This is a genomic window from Anaerozeibacter quisquiliarum (genome assembly GCF_051162045.1).
GTDB classification, from domain to species: domain Bacteria; phylum Bacillota; class Clostridia; order Christensenellales; family Aristaeellaceae; genus Anaerozeibacter; species Anaerozeibacter quisquiliarum.
In genome coordinates this window covers 1-21,138 of record NZ_JBISDI010000053.1, presented here as the reverse complement: position 1 = coordinate 21,138, position 21,138 = coordinate 1, and the positions used below count along the sequence as shown (strand labels likewise).

General features: G+C 59.7%; 34 protein-coding genes and 2 tRNA genes. 30 read left to right on the top strand and 6 right to left on the bottom strand.

Annotated elements, in window-relative coordinates; genetic code table 11:
• Positions 1–45: 45 nt before the first annotated feature.
• Together ACH6CV_RS16920 and ACH6CV_RS16915 are read right to left on the bottom strand one after the other, a co-directional pair.
• A complete protein-coding gene (locus ACH6CV_RS16920; RefSeq protein ID WP_456359394.1) occupies positions 46–1,227 on the bottom strand; it encodes a peptidoglycan-binding protein in 1,182 nt (393 codons plus the stop codon).
• Between the two features lie 72 nt (positions 1,228–1,299).
• Entirely contained in the window at positions 1,300–2,625 is a 1,326-nt protein-coding gene (locus tag ACH6CV_RS16915; RefSeq protein ID WP_456359393.1) for a bifunctional folylpolyglutamate synthase/dihydrofolate synthase, read from the bottom strand.
• A 354-nt stretch (positions 2,626–2,979) separates the two neighbouring features.
• On the opposite strand from ACH6CV_RS16915, the gene nagB reads away from it, so the two are divergent.
• From nagB to ACH6CV_RS16885, 6 genes are all read left to right on the top strand, one after another.
• Positions 2,980–3,705 carry a glucosamine-6-phosphate deaminase gene (gene nagB / locus ACH6CV_RS16910; RefSeq protein WP_456359395.1) on the top strand — a complete coding sequence of 242 codons (726 nt, stop codon included), beginning with the start codon at positions 2,980–2,982 and terminating at the stop codon, positions 3,703–3,705.
• 227 nt (positions 3,706–3,932) lie between these two features.
• Positions 3,933–4,313: a GntR family transcriptional regulator gene (locus ACH6CV_RS16905; protein ID WP_456359392.1), complete on the top strand. Its 381-nt coding sequence runs from the start codon at positions 3,933–3,935 to the stop codon at positions 4,311–4,313.
• Positions 4,310–5,161 carry an ABC transporter ATP-binding protein gene (locus ACH6CV_RS16900; protein ID WP_456359391.1) on the top strand — a complete coding sequence of 284 codons (852 nt, stop codon included), beginning with the start codon at positions 4,310–4,312 and terminating at the stop codon, positions 5,159–5,161. The genes ACH6CV_RS16905 and ACH6CV_RS16900 overlap by 4 nt, the downstream gene beginning before the upstream one ends.
• A complete protein-coding gene (locus ACH6CV_RS16895) occupies positions 5,158–5,754 on the top strand; it encodes an ABC-2 transporter permease (protein ID WP_456359390.1) in 597 nt (198 codons plus the stop codon). Before ACH6CV_RS16900 ends, ACH6CV_RS16895 begins: the two co-directional genes overlap by 4 nt.
• 191 nt (positions 5,755–5,945) lie before the next feature.
• Positions 5,946–6,022, top strand: a tRNA-Met gene (locus tag ACH6CV_RS16890).
• A 37-nt stretch (positions 6,023–6,059) separates the two neighbouring features.
• Positions 6,060–6,136, top strand: a tRNA-Met gene (locus ACH6CV_RS16885).
• 43 nt (positions 6,137–6,179) lie between these two features.
• On the opposite strand, the gene ACH6CV_RS16880 is transcribed toward ACH6CV_RS16885, so the two are convergent.
• The 4 genes from ACH6CV_RS16880 to ACH6CV_RS16865 form a co-directional block, all read right to left on the bottom strand.
• Positions 6,180–7,385 carry a tyrosine-type recombinase/integrase gene (locus ACH6CV_RS16880; protein WP_456359389.1) on the bottom strand — a complete coding sequence of 402 codons (1,206 nt, stop codon included), beginning with the start codon at positions 7,383–7,385 and terminating at the stop codon, positions 6,180–6,182.
• Positions 7,386–7,508: 123 nt separating this feature from the next.
• Positions 7,509–8,744, bottom strand: coding sequence for a peptidoglycan-binding domain-containing protein (locus ACH6CV_RS16875; RefSeq protein ID WP_456359388.1), 1,236 nt, complete (start codon positions 8,742–8,744; stop codon positions 7,509–7,511).
• Positions 8,745–8,841: 97 nt separating this feature from the next.
• Positions 8,842–9,315 carry an ImmA/IrrE family metallo-endopeptidase gene (locus ACH6CV_RS16870; protein ID WP_456359387.1) on the bottom strand — a complete coding sequence of 158 codons (474 nt, stop codon included), beginning with the start codon at positions 9,313–9,315 and terminating at the stop codon, positions 8,842–8,844.
• Positions 9,316–9,321: 6 nt separating this feature from the next.
• Positions 9,322–9,795: a helix-turn-helix domain-containing protein gene (locus ACH6CV_RS16865; RefSeq protein ID WP_456359386.1), complete on the bottom strand. Its 474-nt coding sequence runs from the start codon at positions 9,793–9,795 to the stop codon at positions 9,322–9,324.
• Between the two features lie 207 nt (positions 9,796–10,002).
• On the opposite strand from ACH6CV_RS16865, the gene ACH6CV_RS16860 reads away from it, so the two are divergent.
• The 24 genes from ACH6CV_RS16860 to ACH6CV_RS16745 all read left to right on the top strand — a co-directional run bounded on the left by ACH6CV_RS16860 (position 10,003) and on the right by ACH6CV_RS16745 (position 20,872).
• A complete protein-coding gene (locus ACH6CV_RS16860; RefSeq protein WP_456359385.1) occupies positions 10,003–10,263 on the top strand; it encodes a helix-turn-helix transcriptional regulator in 261 nt (86 codons plus the stop codon).
• Positions 10,264–10,538: 275 nt separating this feature from the next.
• A complete protein-coding gene (locus ACH6CV_RS16855) occupies positions 10,539–10,793 on the top strand; it encodes a hypothetical protein (RefSeq protein WP_456359384.1) in 255 nt (84 codons plus the stop codon).
• 14 nt (positions 10,794–10,807) lie between these two features.
• Complete coding sequence (locus tag ACH6CV_RS16850; protein WP_456359383.1) at positions 10,808–11,032, top strand: hypothetical protein; 225 nt, start codon at positions 10,808–10,810, stop codon at positions 11,030–11,032.
• On the top strand, positions 11,025–11,255 hold the full coding sequence (locus ACH6CV_RS16845; RefSeq protein ID WP_456359382.1) for a hypothetical protein: 231 nt from the start codon (positions 11,025–11,027) through the stop codon (positions 11,253–11,255). The genes ACH6CV_RS16850 and ACH6CV_RS16845 overlap by 8 nt, the downstream gene beginning before the upstream one ends.
• The gene (locus ACH6CV_RS16840) at positions 11,252–12,217 is read left to right on the top strand and encodes a phosphoadenosine phosphosulfate reductase domain-containing protein (RefSeq protein ID WP_456359381.1); all 966 of its coding nucleotides are present in this window, start codon (positions 11,252–11,254) and stop codon (positions 12,215–12,217) included. The genes ACH6CV_RS16845 and ACH6CV_RS16840 overlap by 4 nt, the downstream gene beginning before the upstream one ends.
• Complete coding sequence (locus ACH6CV_RS16835; protein ID WP_456359380.1) at positions 12,214–12,444, top strand: hypothetical protein; 231 nt, start codon at positions 12,214–12,216, stop codon at positions 12,442–12,444. The genes ACH6CV_RS16840 and ACH6CV_RS16835 overlap by 4 nt, the downstream gene beginning before the upstream one ends.
• 3 nt (positions 12,445–12,447) lie before the next feature.
• A complete protein-coding gene (locus tag ACH6CV_RS16830) occupies positions 12,448–12,627 on the top strand; it encodes a hypothetical protein (protein ID WP_456359379.1) in 180 nt (59 codons plus the stop codon).
• Positions 12,628–12,851: 224 nt separating this feature from the next.
• A complete protein-coding gene (locus ACH6CV_RS16825; RefSeq protein WP_456359378.1) occupies positions 12,852–13,064 on the top strand; it encodes a hypothetical protein in 213 nt (70 codons plus the stop codon).
• Entirely contained in the window at positions 13,057–13,491 is a 435-nt protein-coding gene (locus tag ACH6CV_RS16820; RefSeq protein ID WP_456359377.1) for a hypothetical protein, read from the top strand. The genes ACH6CV_RS16825 and ACH6CV_RS16820 overlap by 8 nt, the downstream gene beginning before the upstream one ends.
• Complete coding sequence (locus ACH6CV_RS16815) at positions 13,488–13,709, top strand: hypothetical protein (protein ID WP_456359376.1); 222 nt, start codon at positions 13,488–13,490, stop codon at positions 13,707–13,709. The genes ACH6CV_RS16820 and ACH6CV_RS16815 overlap by 4 nt, the downstream gene beginning before the upstream one ends.
• Positions 13,706–14,014: a hypothetical protein gene (locus tag ACH6CV_RS16810; protein ID WP_456359375.1), complete on the top strand. Its 309-nt coding sequence runs from the start codon at positions 13,706–13,708 to the stop codon at positions 14,012–14,014. The genes ACH6CV_RS16815 and ACH6CV_RS16810 overlap by 4 nt, the downstream gene beginning before the upstream one ends.
• Positions 14,015–14,258: 244 nt before the next feature.
• The gene (locus tag ACH6CV_RS16805; protein WP_456359374.1) at positions 14,259–14,534 is read left to right on the top strand and encodes a hypothetical protein; all 276 of its coding nucleotides are present in this window, start codon (positions 14,259–14,261) and stop codon (positions 14,532–14,534) included.
• Positions 14,527–14,829, top strand: a complete 303-nt coding sequence (locus ACH6CV_RS16800) for a hypothetical protein (RefSeq protein WP_456359373.1) — start codon at positions 14,527–14,529, stop codon at positions 14,827–14,829. The genes ACH6CV_RS16805 and ACH6CV_RS16800 overlap by 8 nt, the downstream gene beginning before the upstream one ends.
• On the top strand, positions 14,813–15,046 hold the full coding sequence (locus ACH6CV_RS16795) for a hypothetical protein (protein ID WP_456359372.1): 234 nt from the start codon (positions 14,813–14,815) through the stop codon (positions 15,044–15,046). Before ACH6CV_RS16800 ends, ACH6CV_RS16795 begins: the two co-directional genes overlap by 17 nt.
• Positions 15,043–15,228: a hypothetical protein gene (locus ACH6CV_RS16790; RefSeq protein WP_456359371.1), complete on the top strand. Its 186-nt coding sequence runs from the start codon at positions 15,043–15,045 to the stop codon at positions 15,226–15,228. The genes ACH6CV_RS16795 and ACH6CV_RS16790 overlap by 4 nt, the downstream gene beginning before the upstream one ends.
• Positions 15,225–15,617 (top strand): beta-sandwich lipoprotein, encoded by a 393-nt coding sequence (locus ACH6CV_RS16785; protein WP_456359370.1) that lies wholly within the window; start codon positions 15,225–15,227, stop codon positions 15,615–15,617. The genes ACH6CV_RS16790 and ACH6CV_RS16785 overlap by 4 nt, the downstream gene beginning before the upstream one ends.
• Positions 15,618–15,629: 12 nt before the next feature.
• Positions 15,630–16,181 carry a hypothetical protein gene (locus ACH6CV_RS16780; protein WP_456359369.1) on the top strand — a complete coding sequence of 184 codons (552 nt, stop codon included), beginning with the start codon at positions 15,630–15,632 and terminating at the stop codon, positions 16,179–16,181.
• On the top strand, positions 16,153–17,583 hold the full coding sequence (locus ACH6CV_RS16775) for an AAA family ATPase (RefSeq protein WP_456359368.1): 1,431 nt from the start codon (positions 16,153–16,155) through the stop codon (positions 17,581–17,583). The genes ACH6CV_RS16780 and ACH6CV_RS16775 overlap by 29 nt, the downstream gene beginning before the upstream one ends.
• Positions 17,580–18,344, top strand: coding sequence for a PD-(D/E)XK nuclease-like domain-containing protein (locus ACH6CV_RS16770; RefSeq protein ID WP_456359367.1), 765 nt, complete (start codon positions 17,580–17,582; stop codon positions 18,342–18,344). Before ACH6CV_RS16775 ends, ACH6CV_RS16770 begins: the two co-directional genes overlap by 4 nt.
• On the top strand, positions 18,341–18,619 hold the full coding sequence (locus tag ACH6CV_RS16765) for a hypothetical protein (RefSeq protein ID WP_456359366.1): 279 nt from the start codon (positions 18,341–18,343) through the stop codon (positions 18,617–18,619). The genes ACH6CV_RS16770 and ACH6CV_RS16765 overlap by 4 nt, the downstream gene beginning before the upstream one ends.
• Before the next feature lie 19 nt (positions 18,620–18,638).
• On the top strand, positions 18,639–18,803 hold the full coding sequence (locus ACH6CV_RS16760; RefSeq protein ID WP_456359365.1) for a hypothetical protein: 165 nt from the start codon (positions 18,639–18,641) through the stop codon (positions 18,801–18,803).
• Between the two features lie 241 nt (positions 18,804–19,044).
• Positions 19,045–19,647 carry a hypothetical protein gene (locus tag ACH6CV_RS16755; protein WP_456359364.1) on the top strand — a complete coding sequence of 201 codons (603 nt, stop codon included), beginning with the start codon at positions 19,045–19,047 and terminating at the stop codon, positions 19,645–19,647.
• Positions 19,644–20,477: a hypothetical protein gene (locus tag ACH6CV_RS16750; protein WP_456359363.1), complete on the top strand. Its 834-nt coding sequence runs from the start codon at positions 19,644–19,646 to the stop codon at positions 20,475–20,477. The genes ACH6CV_RS16755 and ACH6CV_RS16750 overlap by 4 nt, the downstream gene beginning before the upstream one ends.
• Positions 20,474–20,872 carry a single-stranded DNA-binding protein gene (locus tag ACH6CV_RS16745; RefSeq protein ID WP_456359362.1) on the top strand — a complete coding sequence of 133 codons (399 nt, stop codon included), beginning with the start codon at positions 20,474–20,476 and terminating at the stop codon, positions 20,870–20,872. The genes ACH6CV_RS16750 and ACH6CV_RS16745 overlap by 4 nt, the downstream gene beginning before the upstream one ends.
• The last annotated feature ends 266 nt before the right edge of the window (positions 20,873–21,138 follow it).

The following is a 21,138-nucleotide window of genomic DNA, read 5'->3' as shown; positions in this document are numbered from 1 at the left end:
GTACAGGACGCGGGGGCTGTGGCGGCATATCCTTGCGGCCGAATGTCAGCGCGCTGCTGCGGCGCGCTTGATCGCGGCTTGGTGCTGGGCGTCCAGCGAGTTTGTGCCGTGCGTGCGGCTATTGGTAAAGTGGATGCAGTGGTGGCCGTCGAAATCGTTATCGGCGATGCTGCCCGATCCGTGCGGCATGCCGTTCATCGAGGCGGCTACCTTGCGCCCGCCGACCGAAACCCAGATCGCGCGCCGCTCCCACGACCAGGAACCGCCATACGCCTTCTTCATCAGCGCCGAGTCCTTGCCGGTCTTGGGCTGCACGTCGGCGTGGTTGGTGCCGCCCGAGCGGTACACGTGCCAGCTTAGCCCGGTCTCCACGTCGGTCACCACCGCCGTCGCGCCGCGCGGAAACAGCTGCTGAATGCCGCTCGTCCACCAATCCATCTCAACCGCCTGGCCCTCGACCGGCTGCGCCGTCGAGTCGAGCTTGTTGCGCGGCGCGTCCTTTGCGTCGAGCGCGCGCCGGGTGGCTGCGTCGGCGATGCCGGTGACGGACAGCCCGGCGGCCTTCTGGAAGTCCTTGACCGCCTGCGTCGTCAATTTCTGATAGTTGCCGCCGATGTCGCCGAAGAACCATTCGAGCGCCTTGAGCCGCCTTTGCAGCGCCTTGACCTCCTCGCCCGAATCGCCGGGCTTCAGCGTCGCCTCGGCTGCCGGGGGCGGGTTGGGTGCGGGCGGCGTAGGCGTCGGTGGCGTGTCCGCAGGCGGGTTTGCCGACAGCGCGCCGAGCTTGACGAACCCGGTCTTGTTTTGGCAGGCGACCTTGGCCCACCGGCCCTTCTTGCCCGCGAGCGTCACCGCTTCGCCTTTTTCGATTTGCGCCAGTGCCTTCGACGCGGCGCTGGCCGCCTTGCGCAGCTTGATCGCCTCTTTGGCGTACATCGTTTGTTTGGCCGGCGCGTCGGGCTTCGGCTTCTCCTTGAGCGGGGCCAGCGCGCGGCGGTCGATGAAACCGCCCCGACCGTTCAGTTTCACCTTGGCCCAGCCCTTCTTGACGCCCAGCACGTCGAGCGTCGTGTCGGCATCCAGCGCCGCCAACACCTTCGAGCGCGTACTGCTGGCCTTATACAGCTTGACTTCGCGCGTAATGCGCATCAGCTTGGCGTGGGCCGGCGCACTCAGCATCAGCCCCATCAATATCAGCGTCAGCGCGCGCATCCATCGCGTTCGCACATCGAAACCCCCCTCCGTCGGCTCGGCCGTCCGAGCCCACGCATGGGATTATATTACAAAAATGTTTCAAAATCAAGCGAAATCGAAATATTCGTCGAAATTGCCACGGTTTGGCCGCAGCAGGCCGCGTACCGCCCCGATCAGGTACAGCGACCCGGCGACCACCGCCACGCCGCCCTCCGTCTCCGCCAGCTTACGGGTGCGCTCGAGCGCCTCGGCCACGGCGGGGCAGCTTTCGGCCCGCACGCCGCGCGCGCGGTACAGCGCGGCCAGCGCCCCGGCGTCCATCGCCCGCGGCCAGTCGACCGAGGTGGCGACCGCGCGATCTGCGAGTGGGGCCAGCACATCGGCATAGGCTTCCGGCTGCTTGTCCTTCATCATGCCGGTCAGCAGCACGATCGGCTGATCCTTGAAGAACGATTGCAAGTACCCCGCGAGCGCGCGCGCGCCCTGCGGGTTATGCGCGCCGTCGAGCAGCAGTCCGGGTTCGGCCCATTCGAGCCGGCCGGGCCACACGGTGCGCTCCAGGCCCGCCTCGATCGCGCGGGGATCGAGCGCCCAGCCCTGCCGGCGCAGCAGCGAAAGCGCCGCGAGCGCCAGCCGCGCGTTCTCGGCCTGGTGTGCGCCGGGCAGGTTGACGCGCACATCCAGATGCCCGAGCGCTGGCAGCTCGATGTCAAAATGCGAGCCGTAGGGATCGTGTGCGAGGCCGACCATCGGGTAGTCCTCGCAGCGCGCCACCCGAATCCCGAGCGAACGCGCGGCCTCGTCGAGCGCCGCGCGGGCGTCGAGGGTTCCGGGATAGAAGGCGGCGGGCGTGCTCGGCTTCAAAATGCCCGCCTTCTCGCGTGCGATATCGCCCAGCGTATCGCCGAGCAGGTCCATGTGGTCGTAGCCGATCGTCGCGATCACCGACACCTCGGGCGCGATTACATTGGTCGGGTCGAGCCGGCCGCCGATGCCGGTCTCGATCACGGCGATATCGACGCCCGCTTCCTCAAACGCGCAGAACGCCAGCGCGGTGCCCAGCTCGAATGTGGTGGGTTTGAACCCATGCCGGGCGACCGCGCCCGCGGCCGCGCGCACGCGCTCGCCGGAGCGCAGCAGCGCCTCGTCCGGGATCGGCCGGCCCGACAGCCGCACGCGCTCGTTGTAGCGCATCAAATAAGGCGATGTGTATAAGCCCGTCTTCAGTCGGTTTTCGCGCAGCGCGCGCTCGAGGAAGGCGCATACCGAGCCCTTGCCGTTGGTGCCGGCCACATGCACCGCGCGCAGCGCGCGCTCGGGGTGGCCAAGCGCCGCGCACAGCGCGCGCATGTTGTCAAGCCCCGCCTTTTCCCCAAGCGTTCGCTGAGCATACATCCACTCGATCAGCGCCTGCACTTTTCCGTCCGACATAATCCGCCTCCGCCACATTTTCCTGTCCAGGTAAGCATTGATTGATTCCGAAGCCATCTGGCGGACGCCTTTGCGCCCGCGCATTCCTGCAAAACGCTTGACGCAGCGCGGCTGCGCCTGCGCATTTTGCAGAAACGACCGGACGAAGAATCATCTCGCCAGCCGCCGCCCGAATCAATCAGCGCTTCCCCAGGTAACCGCCGATCAAATCCCACGCGCCACCGCACGCGTGCTTTAATCAGCGCTTCCCTAGGATAGCCGCGCGGAGCTTCGCTGTCAACAGAATCGATGTTGAAAAGAAGGGCATTCGTGGTATAATAGGTACGAGGACATCCGAGAGGAGATTGAATGGATATGCAAATTTATGTGTACCGCAGCGCCAAGCAGGTGGCGTGCGCGGCGGCGATGATCTTTGCCGCGGAGCTCATGGCGAAGCCCAACGCGGTGTTGGGGCTGGCTACGGGGAGCACGCCCATCCCCACCTACCAGCAGCTGATCGAGCTGAATCGCGAGGGGCTGATCGACTTTTCCCAGGCGCGCAGTTACAATCTGGACGAGTATGTCGGGCTCGCGCCCGATCATTCCGCCAGCTACCGGTACTTCATGAACGTCGAGCTGTTCGACCACATCAACATCGACAAGATCAACACCCATGTGCCCAGCGGCCTCGGCGACGTCGAGAAAAACGCCGCGGCCTACGACGCCGCGATTGAGGAAGCGGGCGGGATCGACCTGCAACTGCTGGGCATCGGCCACAACGGCCACATCGGCTTCAACGAGCCGAACCCCCGCTCGTTCATCTACAAGACCAATGTGGTCGAGCTGACGCCCTCGACGATCGAGGCCAACGCGCGGCTGTTCGCCGGCGTCGATGAAGTGCCGCGACGGGCGATCAGCTTGGGGATCGGCGGCATCATGAACGCGCGCCGCATCCTGCTGCTGGCCGTCGGCCAGGGCAAGGCCTCGGCCGTGCGCGACGCGGTCAAGGGCGACATCACGCCGCTGCTGCCGGCGTCCATCCTCAAGGCGCACCGCAACGTGCAGTTCCTGCTCGACGAACAGGCGGCGAGTCTGCTGTAGGTTATTGCGATTTTGTTGAGGTCAACAGAATCGCAGGCATCGGCGCCTGCCCGGTTTTTCGCAGGCTGCCCGTTCGTGCGCTCGCCCATGCAAAGCGAAACCATGGTGACGACCTCCGGCCGCGCGGCCGAAGGTCGTCGCTTTTTGTTTGCGAAAAAAGCGCTTGACAGCTCCGATCATAGTGTATATACTGTGTATGAACGGAAGACTCAGAGAGGCGGGATGCGGTGGACATCGTGATCCGCAACGCGGGTGGGCAGCCGATATACGAGCAGATCATGGCGCAAATCAAGGGGCAGATCGCTTCCGGGCGGCTTGCGCCGGGGGAGATGCTGCCGTCGATCCGCGCACTGGCGAAGGACCTGCGCATCAGCGTGATTACCACCAAGCGCGCATACGACGAGTTGACGCGCGAAGGCTACATCGAAACCGCGCCGGGGCGTGGCAGTTACGTGGCCGAACGCGACGCGGAGCTGATGCGTGAGGAGCATTTGCGGCAAATCGAGGAACATTTGTGTGAGGCTTGGCGGCTGGCCGCAGCATGCGGCCTTTCTAAAAGCGACCTCGGTCGGATGCTCGAGGTGTTGGACGAGGAGGGACTGGTATGAATGCGCTTGAAATACAAAAGCTGACGAAGCGCTACGACGGATTCACGCTCAACGATGTGAGCCTTGCGCTGCCCGAGGGCTGCGTAATGGGGCTGGTGGGCGAGAACGGGGCCGGCAAGAGCACCACGATCGCTCTGCTGCTGGGGCTGGTTAGGCCCGACGAGGGCCGGGTGTCGCTGCTGGGCGTGCAGGGCGGTTCGGCCGGGTTCGACGCCGCGCGCCAGGACGTGGGCGCGGTGCTCGACGAGGCCGGCTTCCCCGAGGGGCTCGCCGCGCGCGAGATCGGGCAGGTGATGCGGTATACGTTCAAGCGCTGGTCGGACGATGAATACAAAAAATACCTCGGTCGGTTTGACGTGCCCGAGCGCAAGGCGTTCAAGGAACTGTCGCGCGGTATGAAGATGAAGCTGATGCTGGCGGTGGCGCTGTCGCACGACGCGCGGCTGCTCATCTTGGACGAAGCGACCAGCGGGCTGGACCCGGTGGCGCGCGACGAGGTGCTGGACATCCTGCGCGACTTCACGCGCGACGAAAGCCGGTCGGTTTTGATGAGCTCTCACATCGTGAGCGACCTGGAGAAGATTTGCGACTATGTGGCCTTCCTGCACCGGGGTCGACTGGTCTTCTGCGAAGAGAAGGACGCGCTGCTGGACGGCCATGCGCTGCTCAAATGCGCGCGGGAGGATGTCAAGCGCCTCGACCCCTCCGCCGTCGTGGGTACGCGCGTGTCGGACTACGGCGCACAGGTGCTCGTCAAACGCGACTTGGTGCCCGGCGGCTGGCCGCTTGAGCGCGCGGGGATCGAGGACATCATGCTGTACTACGTGAAGGGGGGTGAAGTGCTGTGAGGGCGCTCTTGCTCAAGGATTTCTATACGCTGAAGAAGCGGTCCTTGTTTATGCTCGTGCTGATCGCCGTGTTTGCGCTGATGCCGGGCGAGGGCAATACGCAGAGTTTTCTCCCGGTCGTCTTCGCCGCGGCGTTGCCGATCACCGCGATGGCCTACGACGAGCGCGCCCGCTGGGAGCGTACGGCGGCGGCCTTGCCCTATGGCCGCGCGACGATCGTGCTCAGCCGGTATGCGCTGGGGTTGATCTGCGTAGCCGCCGCCGTCGCCTTGATACTGATTGGGGCGGCCGCGCGCCATGCGTTCGGCGCCTACGCGCTGGATATGTCGGAAGTACTGGGCGCCGGCGCGGCTGGGCTGTGCTTCGGAGCGCTGATGATGCCGTTCATGCACTGGTTGGGCGTCGAGAAGGGACGGTTGGCGTACTTTGCGGGTGTAGCGATCATGACGGGCGGGTTATTCGCGTTCAAAGCGATGCCGGGCATTGGCGCGGCGGTGAACCTGCAAGCCGGCTGGCTGCCGTTGGGCGCGCTGGCGTTGGATGGGGTGTCCGCGTTGGTATCGATTTGGCTGTATAAGCGACGGGCGTTATAGGTACACATTGGAGGGATGCCCCCGCAGGCGCGGGGGTAGGGGAGTTATGTGCCGAGCGCGATGCGGAAATGGATGGGCGGGGAGCGCCTGCGGCGGTTATTGCAGGAATTTGGCCATGAAATTTGATGAAAAAACTTTCTCCCAAAACGCTTGACATCTCCCCAACCCCATGATATACTAGTCTCTGTTGTCGCGGGGTAGAGCAGTCCGGTAGCTCGTCGGGCTCATAACCCGGAGGTCGAGGGTTCAAATCCCTCCCCCGCAACCATTATGCCAATTTGGGCTCGCCCAGGTTGGCATTCTATGGCGGCGTAGCTCAGTTGGCCAGAGCATTCGGTTCATACCCGGAGTGTCACCTGTTCGAATCAGGTCGCCGCTACCACGGAAACCCCCGAAATCATTGAGGTTTCGGGGGCCTTGCTTTTTCAGTCGTCGGAGTGGCCGCGGGCTTGTGCAACTTTTATGCAACTTTTTTTTCGGGTGGCACGCGCGTTTTTCTTGGCCGCGAACACCGACTCGATCTCCGTGCGGGCATTTTGCAGATGTAACTCGTTCAGATGCGTGTAAATGTTGGCGGTCGTGCGGTAATCCGTGTGCCCTACGATCCGCATGGTGACGAGCGGATCGAGCCCTGCCTCCCAGCACATGGTGATGTAGTTGTGCCGCAGATAGTGGGGCGTGATGATCGGCTTGAGGCGTGAGCGGATGTCTGGGTGCTTCCAACCTTCCCCTTCTTTAGGTTCTTCCTTCGGGACGGTCAGGCCTACAGATTCCAGCATCTCAAGCCAGATGCGCTCGGCGCTGGCCTTTGACAGCGGCTTGTTCGACTGCTGCCCATGGAACAGCAGCGCCGCAGGATGCCCGCGGCGGGGCCAGAGGATGGCCCTTAGTTCTGCCGGCACAGGCACCTCCCTGTCGGCGGCGTCGGTCTTTAGCTCGCCCAGCGGGGCCGCCTTGGTGGTGTAGTCCGTATCTCGCTGGATGTGGACAAGGTCTCTGTCCCAATCGAAATCGCCCCACATCAGTCCGCGAGCTTCGCCTGGGCGGACGCCCAAGTAGTACATGCAGGCCAGGTATGCGCCCCATTCGTGCGTAGCGATCAAGTGGAGCGCCTTCTCGGTCTCTTTGGGCGTCAAGCTTCGCCGCTCCTGAACCTTCCCCGGCTTCGGGTTTTTCAAACCGCCGGCCGGGTTGGATGGTATAATCCGATCGGCCAGCGCCGCCGTAAAGACACCGCGCACGACAGTGCCTGCAAGGGCGATGGTGGTGTCGGACTTGCCCGCGAAGCCGTTATACCATTTCTGGAGTTCGCTGGCCGTGATCGAGCGCAGGTTCCGCTCGCCGAAGAAGGGCAGAACATGCTTGTTCATTATGCTTCGGTAGCTGGACCGCGAGGATGGGGACAAATCCGGCTCCCGGATATTCTTGTACCACTCCACGGCGTACTCGCCAAACAGCCTATCGTCGCGCAGGCCGGTCCCGGCGATGTAGAACGCCTCCACCACGCGCCGGGCGTCCTCAAGTTCGCGCTTGGTCTTGCCGCTGATGTACTTGACCATGTCCTTGCCGTCGGCGTTCACGCCGATCTTGACTTTGCTGCGGTACAGGCCGGATTTTTGCTTGGTTGCCATGATGCCCCTCCTTGCTTTATGCGGGCTCTGCTGGTACAATATGTATAGCAATGCCCGGTCGTCGCTGGTCGTGGTGGTTGCTGATCTCCCTCGCCGGTCTGAACACCGGTGGGGGATTTGTTGTTACTTCAACTCAATTCTCGTGGCCATGGCCGCAGGAATTGTAATGGTGCCACCCATCGTGCTTTCGTAGGAGATTACGCCAAGGCACACGCCATACACGGCGACGCGATCATCATCAAGTATCCGTGAGGAGCCTTCGGGTCGGAAGTATGAGACGAGCACGACATCGTCATATGAACCCTTCGTAGCGATGCGATATTGCGTACCGCCATCACCTCCTTCTATTACCTGAATTACCTTCCCTGAGAAGGAGACCAGGTTGTATTTGAAGGCATCGGGGTCGCGCGCGACGGCCTTGTAGTTGAGCTTTTCATAGATCGACGGGTCGAATGGGGGATTCGGGTTTTCCTTTGCGTCGTCGCTGAACAGGCGCGCCTGCATCGCGGGGTCGGCAATGCCAGTAGGCGACATCTTCTCGGCCTTCTGGTAATCGGTGACGGCCTGCGCTGTCTTTGATCCGTAGTCGCCGTCTGCGTTACCGGACAAATACTTCAATTCGATCAAGCGTTTTTGTAGCGCTACAATCTTGTCGCCTTTGCTGCCCTTGTCTAACGTATAATATTGAATACGGCTGGCGGGTGGCGTTTGCGAAGGCCCGACAGTTATTTTCCGTGTGGGCGTCGGGGCCGGCTCTGGTGTCGGCGCGGGCACGGGGATCGGTGTGGGTGTAGGCTCAAGTTCGGTAATCGCATCTTCTTGGTCTGCTGCTGAGGGGGTAGGCGTTGGGTCATCTGTCGCTGCGCCTGTCTTTTCTTTCGCGCCCGAGAACGAGAATGCAGGCTTCCCTTGATAAGGAGTAAAAACAACCTTCCCACCATCAATGTGCAAAAAGGTGCCATCGGCCAAATCCCAATCAATGCTGGTTTGCTGTGTGTTGGCGTCAAAACCATACGCGCTTGCGCTCATAATGCTCTTATAGTCCAACGATTTGCCCCAGTCGATGCCGGTCTTTGATTCATTGAGAGCTTTACCCCATTGCACACTCACATACGCACCATCTGAGGCAGAAATCGTCCAGTGACCGGCCGGGATTTCTTTGCCGATCTCCCAAATTCCCTGCGGCACGGTGACCTCCTCCCAGTCGGCGGCATTCCAGATGGCGGTATCGATCAGATCTTTCAGTGCCGCCAATTCGCTAACCGTCATGGTATCGAGGTCGATGGTTTGCGGGGCTGCGAAAGCGGTCGAGGCGAACGCAATCAGCAGTGCCAGGGTGAGGACGATGACCTTCTTCATGTGATGACCCTCCCACTTGTATAATATTGGCGTAACGCCATATTACATTATAGGCCAATTTATTCCAGGGCACAAGCTGGTAAAATTGGCCGCTAGATCATTCTCGATAAATATCAAAATGCGGATCAAACTGAATTATCCAATCCTCCCAGGTCGCCAACACACCATGCTTTCGGTGGTGGTATTCGATCGCCGATCGCAGGAAGTCTTCGGTCACATCGAGATCATCAGCCAAATCATAGATGGTGGTGTTGCCGCACTGCCACGACTCCACAAGGCGAGACAGCGGCACCAGTTCGGCATAGGCCCAATCGCGCCCGGCGAGTTCGTTCTTGCGCTGATTTGTATCGCGTTCATCCAGTGCGTGACCGCAGGAACGATAATGGTGCCCGGCTTCTTCGGCGAGGATACAACGACGCGCGCGTAGGGTCATGCCGCCATTCACAAGGATGGTCGGCGGGAAGTCGCCTGCGGCGTACAAGCCGCGTAGACGCTTTCCGTGCAAAACGTTGTAGTCCACCAGCACACCCTCGTCAGTCAGTTTCTGGTCAAGGCGCTCAACGTCATCCATGGCGTGTTACTCCTTCTTGGTGGGCTTTTTTTTATGTAGGGCGCGAATGGCGTCCAGTGCGTCGCTGATCTCCTCCTTTGCTTCATCTCGTGTCAAACCGTCGGCATTGGCGGCGAGGTCGCGTACGGCCATGCTGTTCGGAACGACGCGCGGAATCCGTAGCACAGCGCACGCTGCGCGTTGAGTATCTATCGATGCATGCTCGTAGGCATCGAGTAGTGGGGTACCCCATGCGCGGGTAGTTGTTGAAATTGGGCCATGCATGTCATCGCACTTTAAAGCTAGCCAATCCGGGCTGACGCCCAGTGCCCGAGCGATTGATTGTATGACCGGTATCTTTATCTTGTCAAAATCACCGGCCTCGTATCGTAGTATTGTTGAAGTCGCTACTCCGACAGCGACAGCAACATCGCCCTGCGTCTTTTTCGCAGCGATCCGCGCGGACTTGATTCGCTCGCCAATCCTTTGATTGTCCGTCATCGCTTCCACCTCATTTTACTCAAATTATAACACAACAAATTGCGGTGTGCAATATGCTAAATTGTTAAATATTGCGCAGCGCCCGATTATGTACCTGAAATGAGATGAAATAATTGCGCAGCGCTATTGACAAGCGTCGAAGCGGGTGGTATTATAGCAGCAAAGATTGCGCAGCGCAACTTATCAACGAAGGGGGTGAGAAAATCTATGGTTAACACAAACAAGTTGTTGGGGCGTATGGTTGAGCTGGGAATGACACAAAAAAAACTGGCAAAAGCAATTGACTGCCACCAATCTACGTTGTCTCTGAAAATCAACAATGCGCGTCCCATGAACCTGGATGAGGCCAACTGTATCGCCAAACATCTGGAGATACCCGACTCGGAGTATGGCGCATATTTTTTTGCGGATGGAATTGCGCAGCGCAATCGTTACGGACGCAATGCATCATCCGACCAAACCGCCTGACTTGACCGACGAACGGGAGGTAACCAATGCGCCAGCCAATCAACTTCCCATCCCAACGTATAAGCGACGAACCGCCAGAGGTGGTGAGGATCAACGCAAGGCATCATCGCGCATTGTGTGAACTGGCAAGGCGCGGCGGGTATGCGCGCTCGGCCAAGTGGTCGGTGCCATCCTCGACGCTGCGCTGCCCCGTGTGGAACTGCTCGAGCGGCCCCGGTACGACATTGTGATAGCCGATCGAGACGATTGACCGCGTAAAGGAGGATTAGCCCCGAATGGAAACCAACGAACGAGCACGCCTGATGATCGAAGCCTACGGGGAGGCGGTGACCCGTGCGATGGCGGGGCGAATCATCAACCGCAGCCCGACCACCATCGCCAACATGCTCGCAGACGGACGACTGGACGCCGCGTGCGAGGGTACCCGCGTGGACGTATACTCGCTGGCCCGGTACATCTGCACGCCGAAGGCGAACGACTTTGAAGCCCGAACGCGCAAACGGTATCCTAGCTGCACGTTCCGGGTATAACGGAGGTGATCCACTTGGAACAGGCCCTTGAATCCGTCCTATCCATCATCCACGCGATATGGCAGCACTGGACATCGCCGGAGTTCGACCATCTGCGCTGGATCCTCGTGGGCATGGTTATCGCCGGGCCGCTCGGCTACCTCGCCCGGATAGACGCCGAGGAGGCGGCACAGGAGGACGAGGATCGGGCGTGGCTGGCGGCTGCGGCTGCCGCGAGAGACGGTGACCCCGATGCGTAACAACAGCAAGGGCGGGATGCAGACGGCGGGCACCGGATATGCACTGCACTGCCCCAAGTGCGATAAGCCAGTCGCACGAGTACTGAAACATCATGGCGGCGAGGCGTACATGCACTACACCAAGACCGGCGTCGTGTGGCATGCCTGCTGCGCCAATGGGGTATGTGTGCGCAGGCGCAGCGAGCCGGATGCGCTTAAGGCGTTGGAGGTGACAGCCCCATGACCACCCCAAAGATCATCATCGTGAACGTTTCCGGTGGCGTGGATAGCACCGCATGCTATTTGCTGGCGATGGAACGCGGTGATCCGTTCCGGGCGGTCTTTGCCGACACGGGCAACGAGCACGAAATCACCCTGGATTATGTGCGTTCGCTCGCGGCCAAAACGGGCGGGCCGGAAGTGCGGGTGATCCGGGCGGACTACCGGCAGCGGATGATGGTTCGGCGCATGGGGCTTGAAGCGATGATCGAATCAGGCGACTACAAGCGCGGGTGGACGCGCGCGGACGTAGAACGGGTGCTGGAATCCCTTCATCCCACAGGAAACCCATTTCTCGACATGTGCATGACGAAGGGGCGATTTCCGTCAACTAAAGCCCGCTTCTGCACCCAAGAACTGAAAATGGAAGTGCTGAACCATCAGGCGATAGCGCCAGCGATCAGCGAAGCCATTGGGTCGGGCGGAATCGCGCGGGATGTAGTTTCATGGGTTGGCGTGCGCCGAGACGAAAGCACGGCGCGCGCGGATGCGCTGGAGTGGGAAACCGGTCCGATGGGAAACACCATCTATCGCCCACTGGTTGATTGGAACAAGCTGCAATGCTTCGAACTGTTGAAGCGCCACGGCGTCGAGCCAAATCCACTTTACCGCATGGGCTGTGCGCGCGTTGGGTGCATGCCGTGCCTGAACGCGCGGAAAGAGGAAATCCGGGAGATTTCAAAGCGGTTTCCGGGGGGAATAGACCGAATCCGGCATTGGGAAACCATGGTCTCGGCATGTTCAAAGCGGCGGGATGGCGCGACCTTCTTCTCCGCCGACAAGACACCGGGGGAAGGCGATGGACGATCCCATATCGACGCGGTGGTGGAATGGTCGAAGACTGGCCGAGGCGGTAGGCAGTTAGATGTGTTGCACATGACGGACGAACCGTTATCTTGCATGTCGGCATACGGGCTATGCGAATGATAGGAGGCTACCCCATGACCACCCCGATCTACCGCGACGCGACCCACCGATACATGGCCGCCCACGACCGGGCCGACCCGACGCGCTACTGCATTGCCATGGTGCCCATCGGCGGGACGTATGCGGACAGACACATCATCGCGCTGGCTGGGCCGACCAACGCGGGTGAGGCGGTGCGGTATCTGAATGACATGGCAGCCCGGTGTGGGCTGGAGAGGGAGGATTAGACAATGAAAGAAGCTACACCGTATGAGCGGATTGAGGCGGTTCTGCTTAGCCAATTAGAGTTGCTTGAGAGTTCGATGGGGGGCTGCTCGATCAGTCTTGAAATCGATAAGTCAATGGCGATGTGCGAGATCGCTAAGACTTTGGTTCTTCTTGCGAAGGAAGATCCCGTAGCACTGCGTTGAAGAAGTCGGTGATCAGAGTTGCATTAATTCCGTTAATCTGGGTCTGAGATTCTGGATCTGATGTTGATCGGCCCCAAGTGAGCCTGCCGCTATCAATCATCTTCAAGGTTATCTGGAACGCAATTTCTCTGTTAGTCGTAAGCTCACAACCTTTCTCTTTGGTCCTAAGCAGCCCCCGTGAGATTATAACACGCAACACGCACATAACACAAGGAGGCGACACCGTGAGAATCACAGTAAACGTGAACGTACCGAGCGGGGAAACCTGTCACGGCAGCAATGACGCAGGGTGTGAATGGCATTATACGCATGCCGTCGGGACGCAGGAGTGTATGCTGTTCGGCAATGTCAGCCTTGATGGACACCAGAAGTGCTACGACTGCCTCAAGGCGTGTGTGGCCGCGCTGGAGGCGGGAAAGGAGCGGGAGGATGGATGATAGGTTGACAACGTGGTACGGCGCCCAGGTTGGCCTGGCCAATGGCGTGGCGGTGAGATACATGGCCCTGTCGCCCGATACCAATCCGTGGATCGATAAGGCGATTAAGCACCTCGCCGCCTACGAGGACACCGGCTTGATGCCGGATGAGGTTGCCGCGCTGAAAGACGAGATCGCCTCCCTCCGCGCTAAGAACGAGCGGTTGCGGGCGGGTGTCGCAGATTCCGACAAGCTGATTTGCTCCCTCATTGAGCGGTATGAGTTTGACGGAGATTCAGAGGATGCCAATCCATGCGAATGGTGCAGCAGGAACAACTGCGACAGTTGCAGACGGATGACCGACGACGATTCGCTCAAGGTCAGATTCGAGATGGCCGATCTGGGCTTCATGGAAGCCCGCGCCGCGCTGGAAGGAGGGCAGCAGTGAACGGCTGCTACAACTGCCGGTACGCCGAAATGTTCAGCAAGCCCAGGGAGTATGACGGCTTCCAAGTACATGGCGTATGCCTCAAGGACATGGGCAGGAACGGCATGCACAACGCATACCCACTCTACATTCCGGACGCGGGGTGCAAGAGCAAAATCCCGTTTGGACGGGACAGCAGACAGGTACAACTAGATTTTATAACGGAGGTGCCCCAATGAGCCAATCAGACGAGATCGCGCGGCTTGAACGGGACAATGAATGGCTGGCAGCGCAGGTCGATTCCCAGCGCGCAGAGATCGGCTACCTACGTCAATCAATTCCTCCGCTATTGTTGGAGCGGGATCAGTTGGCGAAGCAGGTCGAGGTGCTGACCGATCACATCCGCAAAGCCCGCCATCAACGCGACGCCTACCGCGCTTGGGCTGATCGTCTGGACAAAGTGTTAGGCGCTGTGCAATCAGTGTTTGGGTGGACCAGCGAGATTATGATGGCCTACCGCCAGTGGCGCGGTGACCAGCCATGATCCCGCCCTATGACGGCGCGCCCGATCCGCTGTCACCCGGCGAGCTGCAGCGCAGGATTACCAACTGCGACGCTGTAATCGACAGGCTGCGCGCAAAAGGGCTAACCAACTTCGTTGCGGGCTGGCAGCGGAGGAAGCGTCAGTATCTGCGACGACTGGCCCGGTGGGGCGTCTGGGGCCGTACAGTGCCGCTGGTGGTGGTGGCGCAGGTAAGCGATGATGACTGGCAAAGGAGGGTGGGGCAATGAGGGTGATTGATGCGGATGCGCTGAAACACGCGGTGTCCAACATCGACATGCACGGGCGGTCGGAGCAGTTTTACGAGATCATGGGCGAGATTGCTGAGGTGTTGAGTTCGGCTCCCACCATCGAAGCCGAGCCGGTGGTGCGGCGCAAGGAGTGCACCGCAATTAGGCGCTCGTATGATGGGTCTGGTCGGGTTTGTAGCAAGACCAACTCGTACAGGCGCGAGGACGATTTTTGCAGCTACGGCGAGCGAAAGGAGACTGACCATGCCTGATTTGACCAACGCCGAAATCATCCACATCTACGAGAACTCCAATCTCTTTGGCCCATTCTCCAAGGATGGAATGTGCGCCGCCTATGTCGCCGGTTTGGCGGCACTGCGTAGCGCCGAGCCGGTGAGGCATGGGCGGTGGGAGCCTATTGGTGGTGATACCAACAGACCTATGTGCGCCTGTACACAGTGTTGGGAAGAAACGGCTGAACTTGAATGCCGAGAGTATTGCGGCAACTGCGGCGCAAAAATGGACGCTGACCAGAAAGGAGGCCCTGACCTTGTGGCAGATGTTTGAGTGGCTGCTGAGTAGTGCTACCGAGATAATCGATGTGTCGAAAATGGCGACAGGGTGGGAACGGGCTGCCCTTAGCGTTGCCGGGGTGTATTTGCTGGTACTGTACCTCATCGGCATCTACGGATGGGTCACCGCACCGTGGATCATTGCAAGGGCGATCAGGTCAGTAAAAATGGACACCACCCGCGCGGGGGCAGAACAGGAGGGCACCCCATGACCGCAATCTACGACCTTACCCCCGACGCGCTGCGGGCCAGGATAGCCGAACGTAAGCAATGGGCTGCCGAAGCGCGAGAGGCCGGGTGGCACTTGGAAGCGGAGGTGCACGATAGGATGGCTGAGTTGTACAGGTTGAGGGTGAATCAATTAGAAGGAACAGAGAGGGAGAAGCAGCGATGAAGAAGGTAATTGCGATCTTGATGATTGTGTCAGCCATCACACTTGCTGGCTGCGCGCGGCAGGCTGAAAAGGTGTCCTACAACATATCGAAGCAGGCGGATTACTTCAATATACAGCGGCGCGTTACAGTAATCAATGCCAGAACCGACCGCCCCGTGCTTGAGATCATTGGACTTATCTCGGTGCAGCAAAGCGACGGAGACCTCGACATCATTGTTGAAGTGGCGCCAGGAAAGTACAAAAAGCATTTTGTCGGCCTTGGCGATGGCATGATCTACGTGGTCGAGGACATAGACGGCGCGTACGTGGACAAGCATCATTTCGAAATCAACTTCCAACCCGAAATGATTATACCGATAGCGGCGCTCAAGGTTATCGACGTTGACTGAGGAGGGTCTGTAATGGGAACGCACTGGAAGCGACTAGTCAACCCCGACTACCTGGGGGCGTACTCGCTGGATGGGAAAGACCGCATCCTGACGATCGGCAGCATTGCCATTGAGACTGTCGTTGGCCCGAACGGCAAAAAGGAGGACTGCCCGGTCTGCCGATTCCGCGAGCCGGAGAAGCCCATGATCCTGAACCGCACCAACATGAAGATGATCGAGAAGATCTACAAGACCCCGATCATCGAGGAATGGGTGGGCAAACAAATCCAAATCTACCCGACCACGACCAAATTTGGCGGCGAGATTGTTGAATGTCTGCGGATCAGGCCGTTTGTGCCGAAGCAGGACGCCACGCCGCCATGCGACGAGTGCGGGTGCGAGATTGCGCCGGTCGGCAAAATGACCGCCGTACAACTGGCCGACTACACCATCAAGAAATACGGGCGTGCGCTGTGCAGCGAGTGCGCGACCATCGTATCAGAGGCAAAAAAGGCGGAAGCGGCGCGTGGCGACGCGCTGAGCGAGGAGGTAGCCCATGAGGATCACGAAGATCAGGATTCGTAACCTGTTCGGCGTCGCAGAAACCGATTTGGACGGGCGCTCGGTGGAGATCACCGGCGACAACGGTACCGGCAAGACATCGGTCATCGACGCGATCCGCTACGCGCTGACCAATGCCAGCGACCGCGAATACGTACTGCGCAAGGGCGCGCGCGACGGTGAGATCATCATCGAGACCGACACCGGTCTGTACCTGAACCGCAAAAAGCGCGAGAATCAGACAGATTACAAGTCGGTCAAGGAAGGCGGCCGTGAAGTGAGCGGCCCGGAAGCAATGCTGCGGTCGCTGTTTACGCCGTTCCAGCTTGATCCGGTCGCGTTCATCAACATGACCAAGGCCGAACAGAACCGCGCCATTCTGAACCTGATCGAATTCGACTGGGACTTGGAGTGGATTCGCGCGCAGTTCGGCGAGCTGCCCGAGGGTGTGGACTACCAGCAGACGATCCTTGAGGTTCTGCACGACATCCAGTCGGACAACGGCGTCTATTTCCAGCGCCGCCAGGACATCAACCGCGAGATGCGCAACAAGCGTGCGTTTGTCGAGGACATTGCCAAGAACATCCCGGACGGTTACGACGCTGACCGATGGGAAGCGTTCGACCTGGGGGCGGCCTACCGCGAGCTTGAAAAGGTGCGCGCCGAGAACGGCAATATCGAGCGAGCCAAGGCGTTCCGTGCCAGCTACGACGCCAAGAAGCGCGGGCTTGAAGCCGACAAGGAAGTGGCTACCGCTGCCGCTGAACGAGAGATTGAAACCGAGCGCCGCAACCTGACCGCCACCATCGAGAGGCTAAAGGCTGAACTGGTAGCCGCGCAGGAAAAGGTCGGCACGCTTACCGGAAAGCTGGCCGACAAGACCGCGGTCATCGATGCACGGTACGCCGAAGCGCTGGCAAAATTGGATGCTGACACCGGCATTGCCAATCAGTATGCCGATAAGGCGCCCGCCGACACGACCGAATTGCAGCAGACCGCCGAAAACGCCGAGGCCATGAAGGCGCATCTGAACGAGTACAGGCGGATGGCTGTCATGCTGGACGAGGTAAACGAGCTAAAGGCCAGCTCCGACGAGCTGACGCGCAAGATCGAACTCGCCCGCAAGCTGCCCGGCGAAATCCTGCGCACCGCCACGATCCCGGTTGATGGCCTGACGGTAGAAGATGGCATACCGCTTATCCATGGGCTGCCCATCTCCAACCTGTCTGAGGGCGAAAAGCTGTCGTTGTGCGTGGACGTGGCGCTGTCAAAGCCCAATGCGCTGCAAATCATCCTGATCGACGGCGCCGAGAAGTTGTCCGACCAGAACCGGGAGGCGCTTTATGCCCGCTGCAAGGCACATGGCCTGCAATTCATTGCGACGCGGACAACCAACGACGATGAATTGGAGGTGCGCTACCTATGATTCTGACTGCCGAGAAGTATTACGACCAAGCGTCCAATATCGAGTACATGTCGGCGAGCCAGGTGAAGGCGTTTCGAAAATGCGAGGCTGCGGCGCTCGCTGAGCTGCGCGGTGAGTACGTCCGCGAGGATACCACCGCGCTGTTGGTGGGCAGCTACATCGACGCGCACTTCTCCAACAGGCTCGATCTATTCAAGGCCAAGCACCCTGAGATTTTCACGCGCCAGGGCGATCTGAAAGCGGAGTACCGCAACGCCGAGGATATCATCGCCCGCATCGAGCGCGATCCATTCATGATGAAGTATCTGGCCGGCGAGAAACAGGTCATCATGACCCGCGAGTTGTTCGGCCATCCGTTCAAAGTCATGGTAGACAGCTACCATCCCGGCAAGGCCATTGTGGACTTGAAGGTCATGCGCGACTTTGCATCGGTATACACGCCGGAATGCGGCCGCCAGACGTTCATCGAGGCGTGGGGATACGACTTGCAGGGCGCGATCTATCAGGCCGTGGAGGGAAACAAGCTGCCGTTTTTCATCGCAGGCGCCACCAAGGAGAAGGTGCCAGACATCGCCGTGATCGCCGTGCCGCAGGAGGTTTTAGACGCCGCGCTGATGATCGTCGAGCACACGGTCGATCTAATCGCCGCGGTCAAATCTGGTGCAATCGAGCCGACCCGCTGCGAGAAGTGCGACTACTGCAAGCAGACCAAGGTGCTGACCGCCGTCACGGATATGGCAGATTTGGACGGTGCGGCATGATGCTTGACGTAGCAACGATCAAGGAAATGCGCCATGCGATCGGGCTGGATTACCAAAACCCGAAGCGCGGGAAGTACGAGGCGTATCGGAACTATGCGCAGTACAACAGCCCTCACCCGATTTGGGAGCCGTTGGTGGAGGCGGGGTTAGCGAAATGCCACAAGTATGATATCGAAGAGCACACGCCGTACACGGCCTACCGGTACAGCCTGACGCGCGAGGGGCTCGATCTGATGGAGGCCATGATCGGCGCGAAGATCACAGTAAGGCGATAAACGAATGGAGGTCAAGGGGATGAAAGTGCCGCAGATATTGACCATCGCGCTGCTCTCGGTCGGCTTGGTGACGGAATGGGTACTCGACGGAATTCCGTGCGTAGGGGAGCACCGTTTTCGCTCTGCCCTGATCAACACTGGCGTATGGATTGGGCTGTTGTGGTGGGGAGGGTTTTTCAAATGAACAAGGTTTTGACGCTTGAAGAAGTCCTTGCGCTGCCGGAGGGGGCCCGGGTGTGGGTGGAACTGTCGACACTTGGGACGACCGGGGAGGGCGAGCACACGAAAGGGGAGCATGGCCGGCTATATGATGCTGTTGGATGTTATTGGGGCCACAACCCATATCCCTTTGGCCGTGTCTGGTCCCTGCCCCAGCCGCCCACAGATGACGAGTTGGCCGCGAACCCGTGGCCGGAGGCACTCGCATGAGCAAAACCGAGGCGACGATCGACCTTGAGCAGCGATTGCTGCGCTACTGCCGTGGCCAATTCGGATGCGACGAAGTGACGATCGGCCCGGCTGGCCGCGAGCGCGTGGATTATCTCACGCTAGATTTCAAGGGCATCTGGCGATGCTACGAAGTCAAGGTCAGCAAATCCGACTTCCACAGCAAGGCGCGCACCACGTTCATCGGCAATCTGAACTACTACGTAATGCCCGGTGAACTGTACGAGACTGTGAAAGGTGAGGTGCCAGAGCATATCGGCGTGCTGGCATCCTACGGGGGCGACCTGCAAAGTGTCAAGAAGGCCAAGCGGCAAGCCGTGAAGTGCGACGAAAAGGTGCTTTACACGAGCATGATTCGGAGCCTGTATCGGACATACGAGTGCGTCAAGAAGTCTGACCATGAGCCGGTGGTCGCCGGGTATAAGCGCGAGGTGGCGCGGCTTGAGGGCGATATACGACGGATGCGAGGCCATGACAGGGATGCCCACCTCGAACTGTTTAGGGTGAAATCATTTCTGCGGCGGCGCGGGTTGGTTGCGGAGTACGAAGCGGAATGCGAGAGGGAGGATGCAGCACAATGAGAGTCAAGCCCATCATTTTCAGCCCGTTGGAGGTCCTGGCGACCCTCGACGACCGGAAGTCACAGTTTCGGCAGGTGGTGAAGACGAAATACAGCAACACCGATTTGGTCATGCGAACGGACAAATACGGCACACGGCTGATTGAACGGCAGAACGACGCGCCGCCGGATGAGACGATTATCGATGACCAAGGCCGAAAAGTGACCAGAAGACATCTTGTGGCTTGCCGAGAGGTTGACGCACGATATAGGCCCGGCGATATCCTGTGGGTGCGGGAGACGTGGCAGGAGATCTTTGAGACCGAGTACAACATTCAAGACCCTGGAAACCCGTTCAGTGCGCGCGACATGATCAAAGACTTCGACGCGCTGCCAAAGACATGCGCTGGGTTATCTCGGGAGTGCTCCTGTGCGTCGATGCCCGCCCGAAACAAGTACTACGTTTACGCGGCCACGCCGCCGGAATACACGACCACAAGCGATGGGCTTTACTGGAAACCCTCAACGCAAATGCCCAAAGCAGCCGCTCGCCTGTTTCTGCGCGTGACGGATGTGCGGGTGGAGCGCCTTCAAGACATGCGCCACGATGAGGCGGCAAAAGAGGGCATCCGAGCATTCACCGACCCGCAAAACGGTATCGTCGGGTTTTGCTGGGCAGAAGGTGTGTTGAACATCTACGACATGCCCAAGAATCCAACGCGGGCCTTTGAAATACTGTGGGACAGCATCAACGCCAAGCACGGCTTTGGCTGGGACACGAACCCTTGGGTTTGGGTGGTGGAGTTCCAGCAGATCAGCAAAGAAACAGCAGAGCAGGAGGGCGTGGCATGAACAAAATCATCCTGACAGGCCGCCTCACCCGCGACCCGGAAAGCAAGGTCACGTCGAACGGCGTGGAACATTGCGGGTTTACCATCGCTGCTGACAGGCGGTTTAAGAACCAGCAGACCGGCCAGCGCGAAGCCGACTTCATACCGTGCCGGGCATGGCGGCAGCAGAGCGCGTTCATCTGCAAGTACTTCCATAAGGGAGACATGATCGCCGTCGAGGGCGCCTTGCAGAGCCGGTCATACCAGGACGATGCGGGCAACAAGCGCACGGCCTATGAGGTGGCAGTCGAGAACGCGGAGTTCTGTGGCGGCAAGACGCAGAGTGGACAGGCTGGTCAAACCGCACCGCCACCACCCATCGCACCGGATGCCGAGGAAGAAGAACTGCCGTTCTAAGGAGACCAACTATGGAGAGTCAAGTAGAGCGAGGCGAGAATAACCCAAGATTAACAAGGCGAAGGAAGGCATAGCAAAGCAGGCCTAACGGAGAGGCGTTTGAGGGCAGGGGGGCGGGAAGGCAAGGTGTTTGCACAAGAGTGGCAACACCCGCGGCCCATTCTACCTGGGCGTGGCTGTCAAGGCGGGGTCGAATTTTCCGGCATCCGAACAGCCGGGGGGATCCCCACCTACACCTTGACAAACGGGGTGACGAGCGGCGGTCT

What these genes read in the sequence shown, in the direction of transcription:
- ACH6CV_RS16840 (WP_456359381.1), top strand. Translation starts at nt 11,252, where the DNA reads ATGACCACCCCAAAGATCATCATCGTGAACGTTTCCGGTGGCGTGGAT.
- ACH6CV_RS16865 (WP_456359386.1), bottom strand. Translation starts at nt 9,795, where the DNA reads ATGACGGACAATCAAAGGATTGGCGAGCGAATCAAGTCCGCGCGGATC.
- ACH6CV_RS16780 (WP_456359369.1), top strand. Translation starts at nt 15,630, where the DNA reads ATGGGAACGCACTGGAAGCGACTAGTCAACCCCGACTACCTGGGGGCG.
- ACH6CV_RS16845 (WP_456359382.1), top strand. Translation starts at nt 11,025, where the DNA reads ATGCGTAACAACAGCAAGGGCGGGATGCAGACGGCGGGCACCGGATAT.
- ACH6CV_RS16875 (WP_456359388.1), bottom strand. Translation starts at nt 8,744, where the DNA reads ATGAAGAAGGTCATCGTCCTCACCCTGGCACTGCTGATTGCGTTCGCC.
- ACH6CV_RS16820 (WP_456359377.1), top strand. Translation starts at nt 13,057, where the DNA reads ATGGATGATAGGTTGACAACGTGGTACGGCGCCCAGGTTGGCCTGGCC.
- ACH6CV_RS16835 (WP_456359380.1), top strand. Translation starts at nt 12,214, where the DNA reads ATGATAGGAGGCTACCCCATGACCACCCCGATCTACCGCGACGCGACC.
- ACH6CV_RS16855 (WP_456359384.1), top strand. Translation starts at nt 10,539, where the DNA reads ATGGAAACCAACGAACGAGCACGCCTGATGATCGAAGCCTACGGGGAG.
- ACH6CV_RS16880 (WP_456359389.1), bottom strand. Translation starts at nt 7,385, where the DNA reads ATGGCAACCAAGCAAAAATCCGGCCTGTACCGCAGCAAAGTCAAGATC.
- ACH6CV_RS16790 (WP_456359371.1), top strand. Translation starts at nt 15,043, where the DNA reads ATGACCGCAATCTACGACCTTACCCCCGACGCGCTGCGGGCCAGGATA.
- ACH6CV_RS16750 (WP_456359363.1), top strand. Translation starts at nt 19,644, where the DNA reads ATGAGAGTCAAGCCCATCATTTTCAGCCCGTTGGAGGTCCTGGCGACC.
- nagB (WP_456359395.1), top strand. Translation starts at nt 2,980, where the DNA reads ATGCAAATTTATGTGTACCGCAGCGCCAAGCAGGTGGCGTGCGCGGCG.
- ACH6CV_RS16900 (WP_456359391.1), top strand. Translation starts at nt 4,310, where the DNA reads ATGAATGCGCTTGAAATACAAAAGCTGACGAAGCGCTACGACGGATTC.
- ACH6CV_RS16755 (WP_456359364.1), top strand. Translation starts at nt 19,045, where the DNA reads ATGAGCAAAACCGAGGCGACGATCGACCTTGAGCAGCGATTGCTGCGC.
- ACH6CV_RS16860 (WP_456359385.1), top strand. Translation starts at nt 10,003, where the DNA reads ATGGTTAACACAAACAAGTTGTTGGGGCGTATGGTTGAGCTGGGAATG.
- ACH6CV_RS16810 (WP_456359375.1), top strand. Translation starts at nt 13,706, where the DNA reads ATGAGCCAATCAGACGAGATCGCGCGGCTTGAACGGGACAATGAATGG.
- ACH6CV_RS16760 (WP_456359365.1), top strand. Translation starts at nt 18,639, where the DNA reads ATGAAAGTGCCGCAGATATTGACCATCGCGCTGCTCTCGGTCGGCTTG.
- ACH6CV_RS16870 (WP_456359387.1), bottom strand. Translation starts at nt 9,315, where the DNA reads ATGGATGACGTTGAGCGCCTTGACCAGAAACTGACTGACGAGGGTGTG.
- ACH6CV_RS16785 (WP_456359370.1), top strand. Translation starts at nt 15,225, where the DNA reads ATGAAGAAGGTAATTGCGATCTTGATGATTGTGTCAGCCATCACACTT.
- ACH6CV_RS16805 (WP_456359374.1), top strand. Translation starts at nt 14,259, where the DNA reads ATGAGGGTGATTGATGCGGATGCGCTGAAACACGCGGTGTCCAACATC.
- ACH6CV_RS16800 (WP_456359373.1), top strand. Translation starts at nt 14,527, where the DNA reads ATGCCTGATTTGACCAACGCCGAAATCATCCACATCTACGAGAACTCC.
- ACH6CV_RS16775 (WP_456359368.1), top strand. Translation starts at nt 16,153, where the DNA reads ATGAGGATCACGAAGATCAGGATTCGTAACCTGTTCGGCGTCGCAGAA.
- ACH6CV_RS16830 (WP_456359379.1), top strand. Translation starts at nt 12,448, where the DNA reads ATGAAAGAAGCTACACCGTATGAGCGGATTGAGGCGGTTCTGCTTAGC.
- ACH6CV_RS16915 (WP_456359393.1), bottom strand. Translation starts at nt 2,625, where the DNA reads ATGTCGGACGGAAAAGTGCAGGCGCTGATCGAGTGGATGTATGCTCAG.
- ACH6CV_RS16770 (WP_456359367.1), top strand. Translation starts at nt 17,580, where the DNA reads ATGATTCTGACTGCCGAGAAGTATTACGACCAAGCGTCCAATATCGAG.
- ACH6CV_RS16765 (WP_456359366.1), top strand. Translation starts at nt 18,341, where the DNA reads ATGATGCTTGACGTAGCAACGATCAAGGAAATGCGCCATGCGATCGGG.
- ACH6CV_RS16745 (WP_456359362.1), top strand. Translation starts at nt 20,474, where the DNA reads ATGAACAAAATCATCCTGACAGGCCGCCTCACCCGCGACCCGGAAAGC.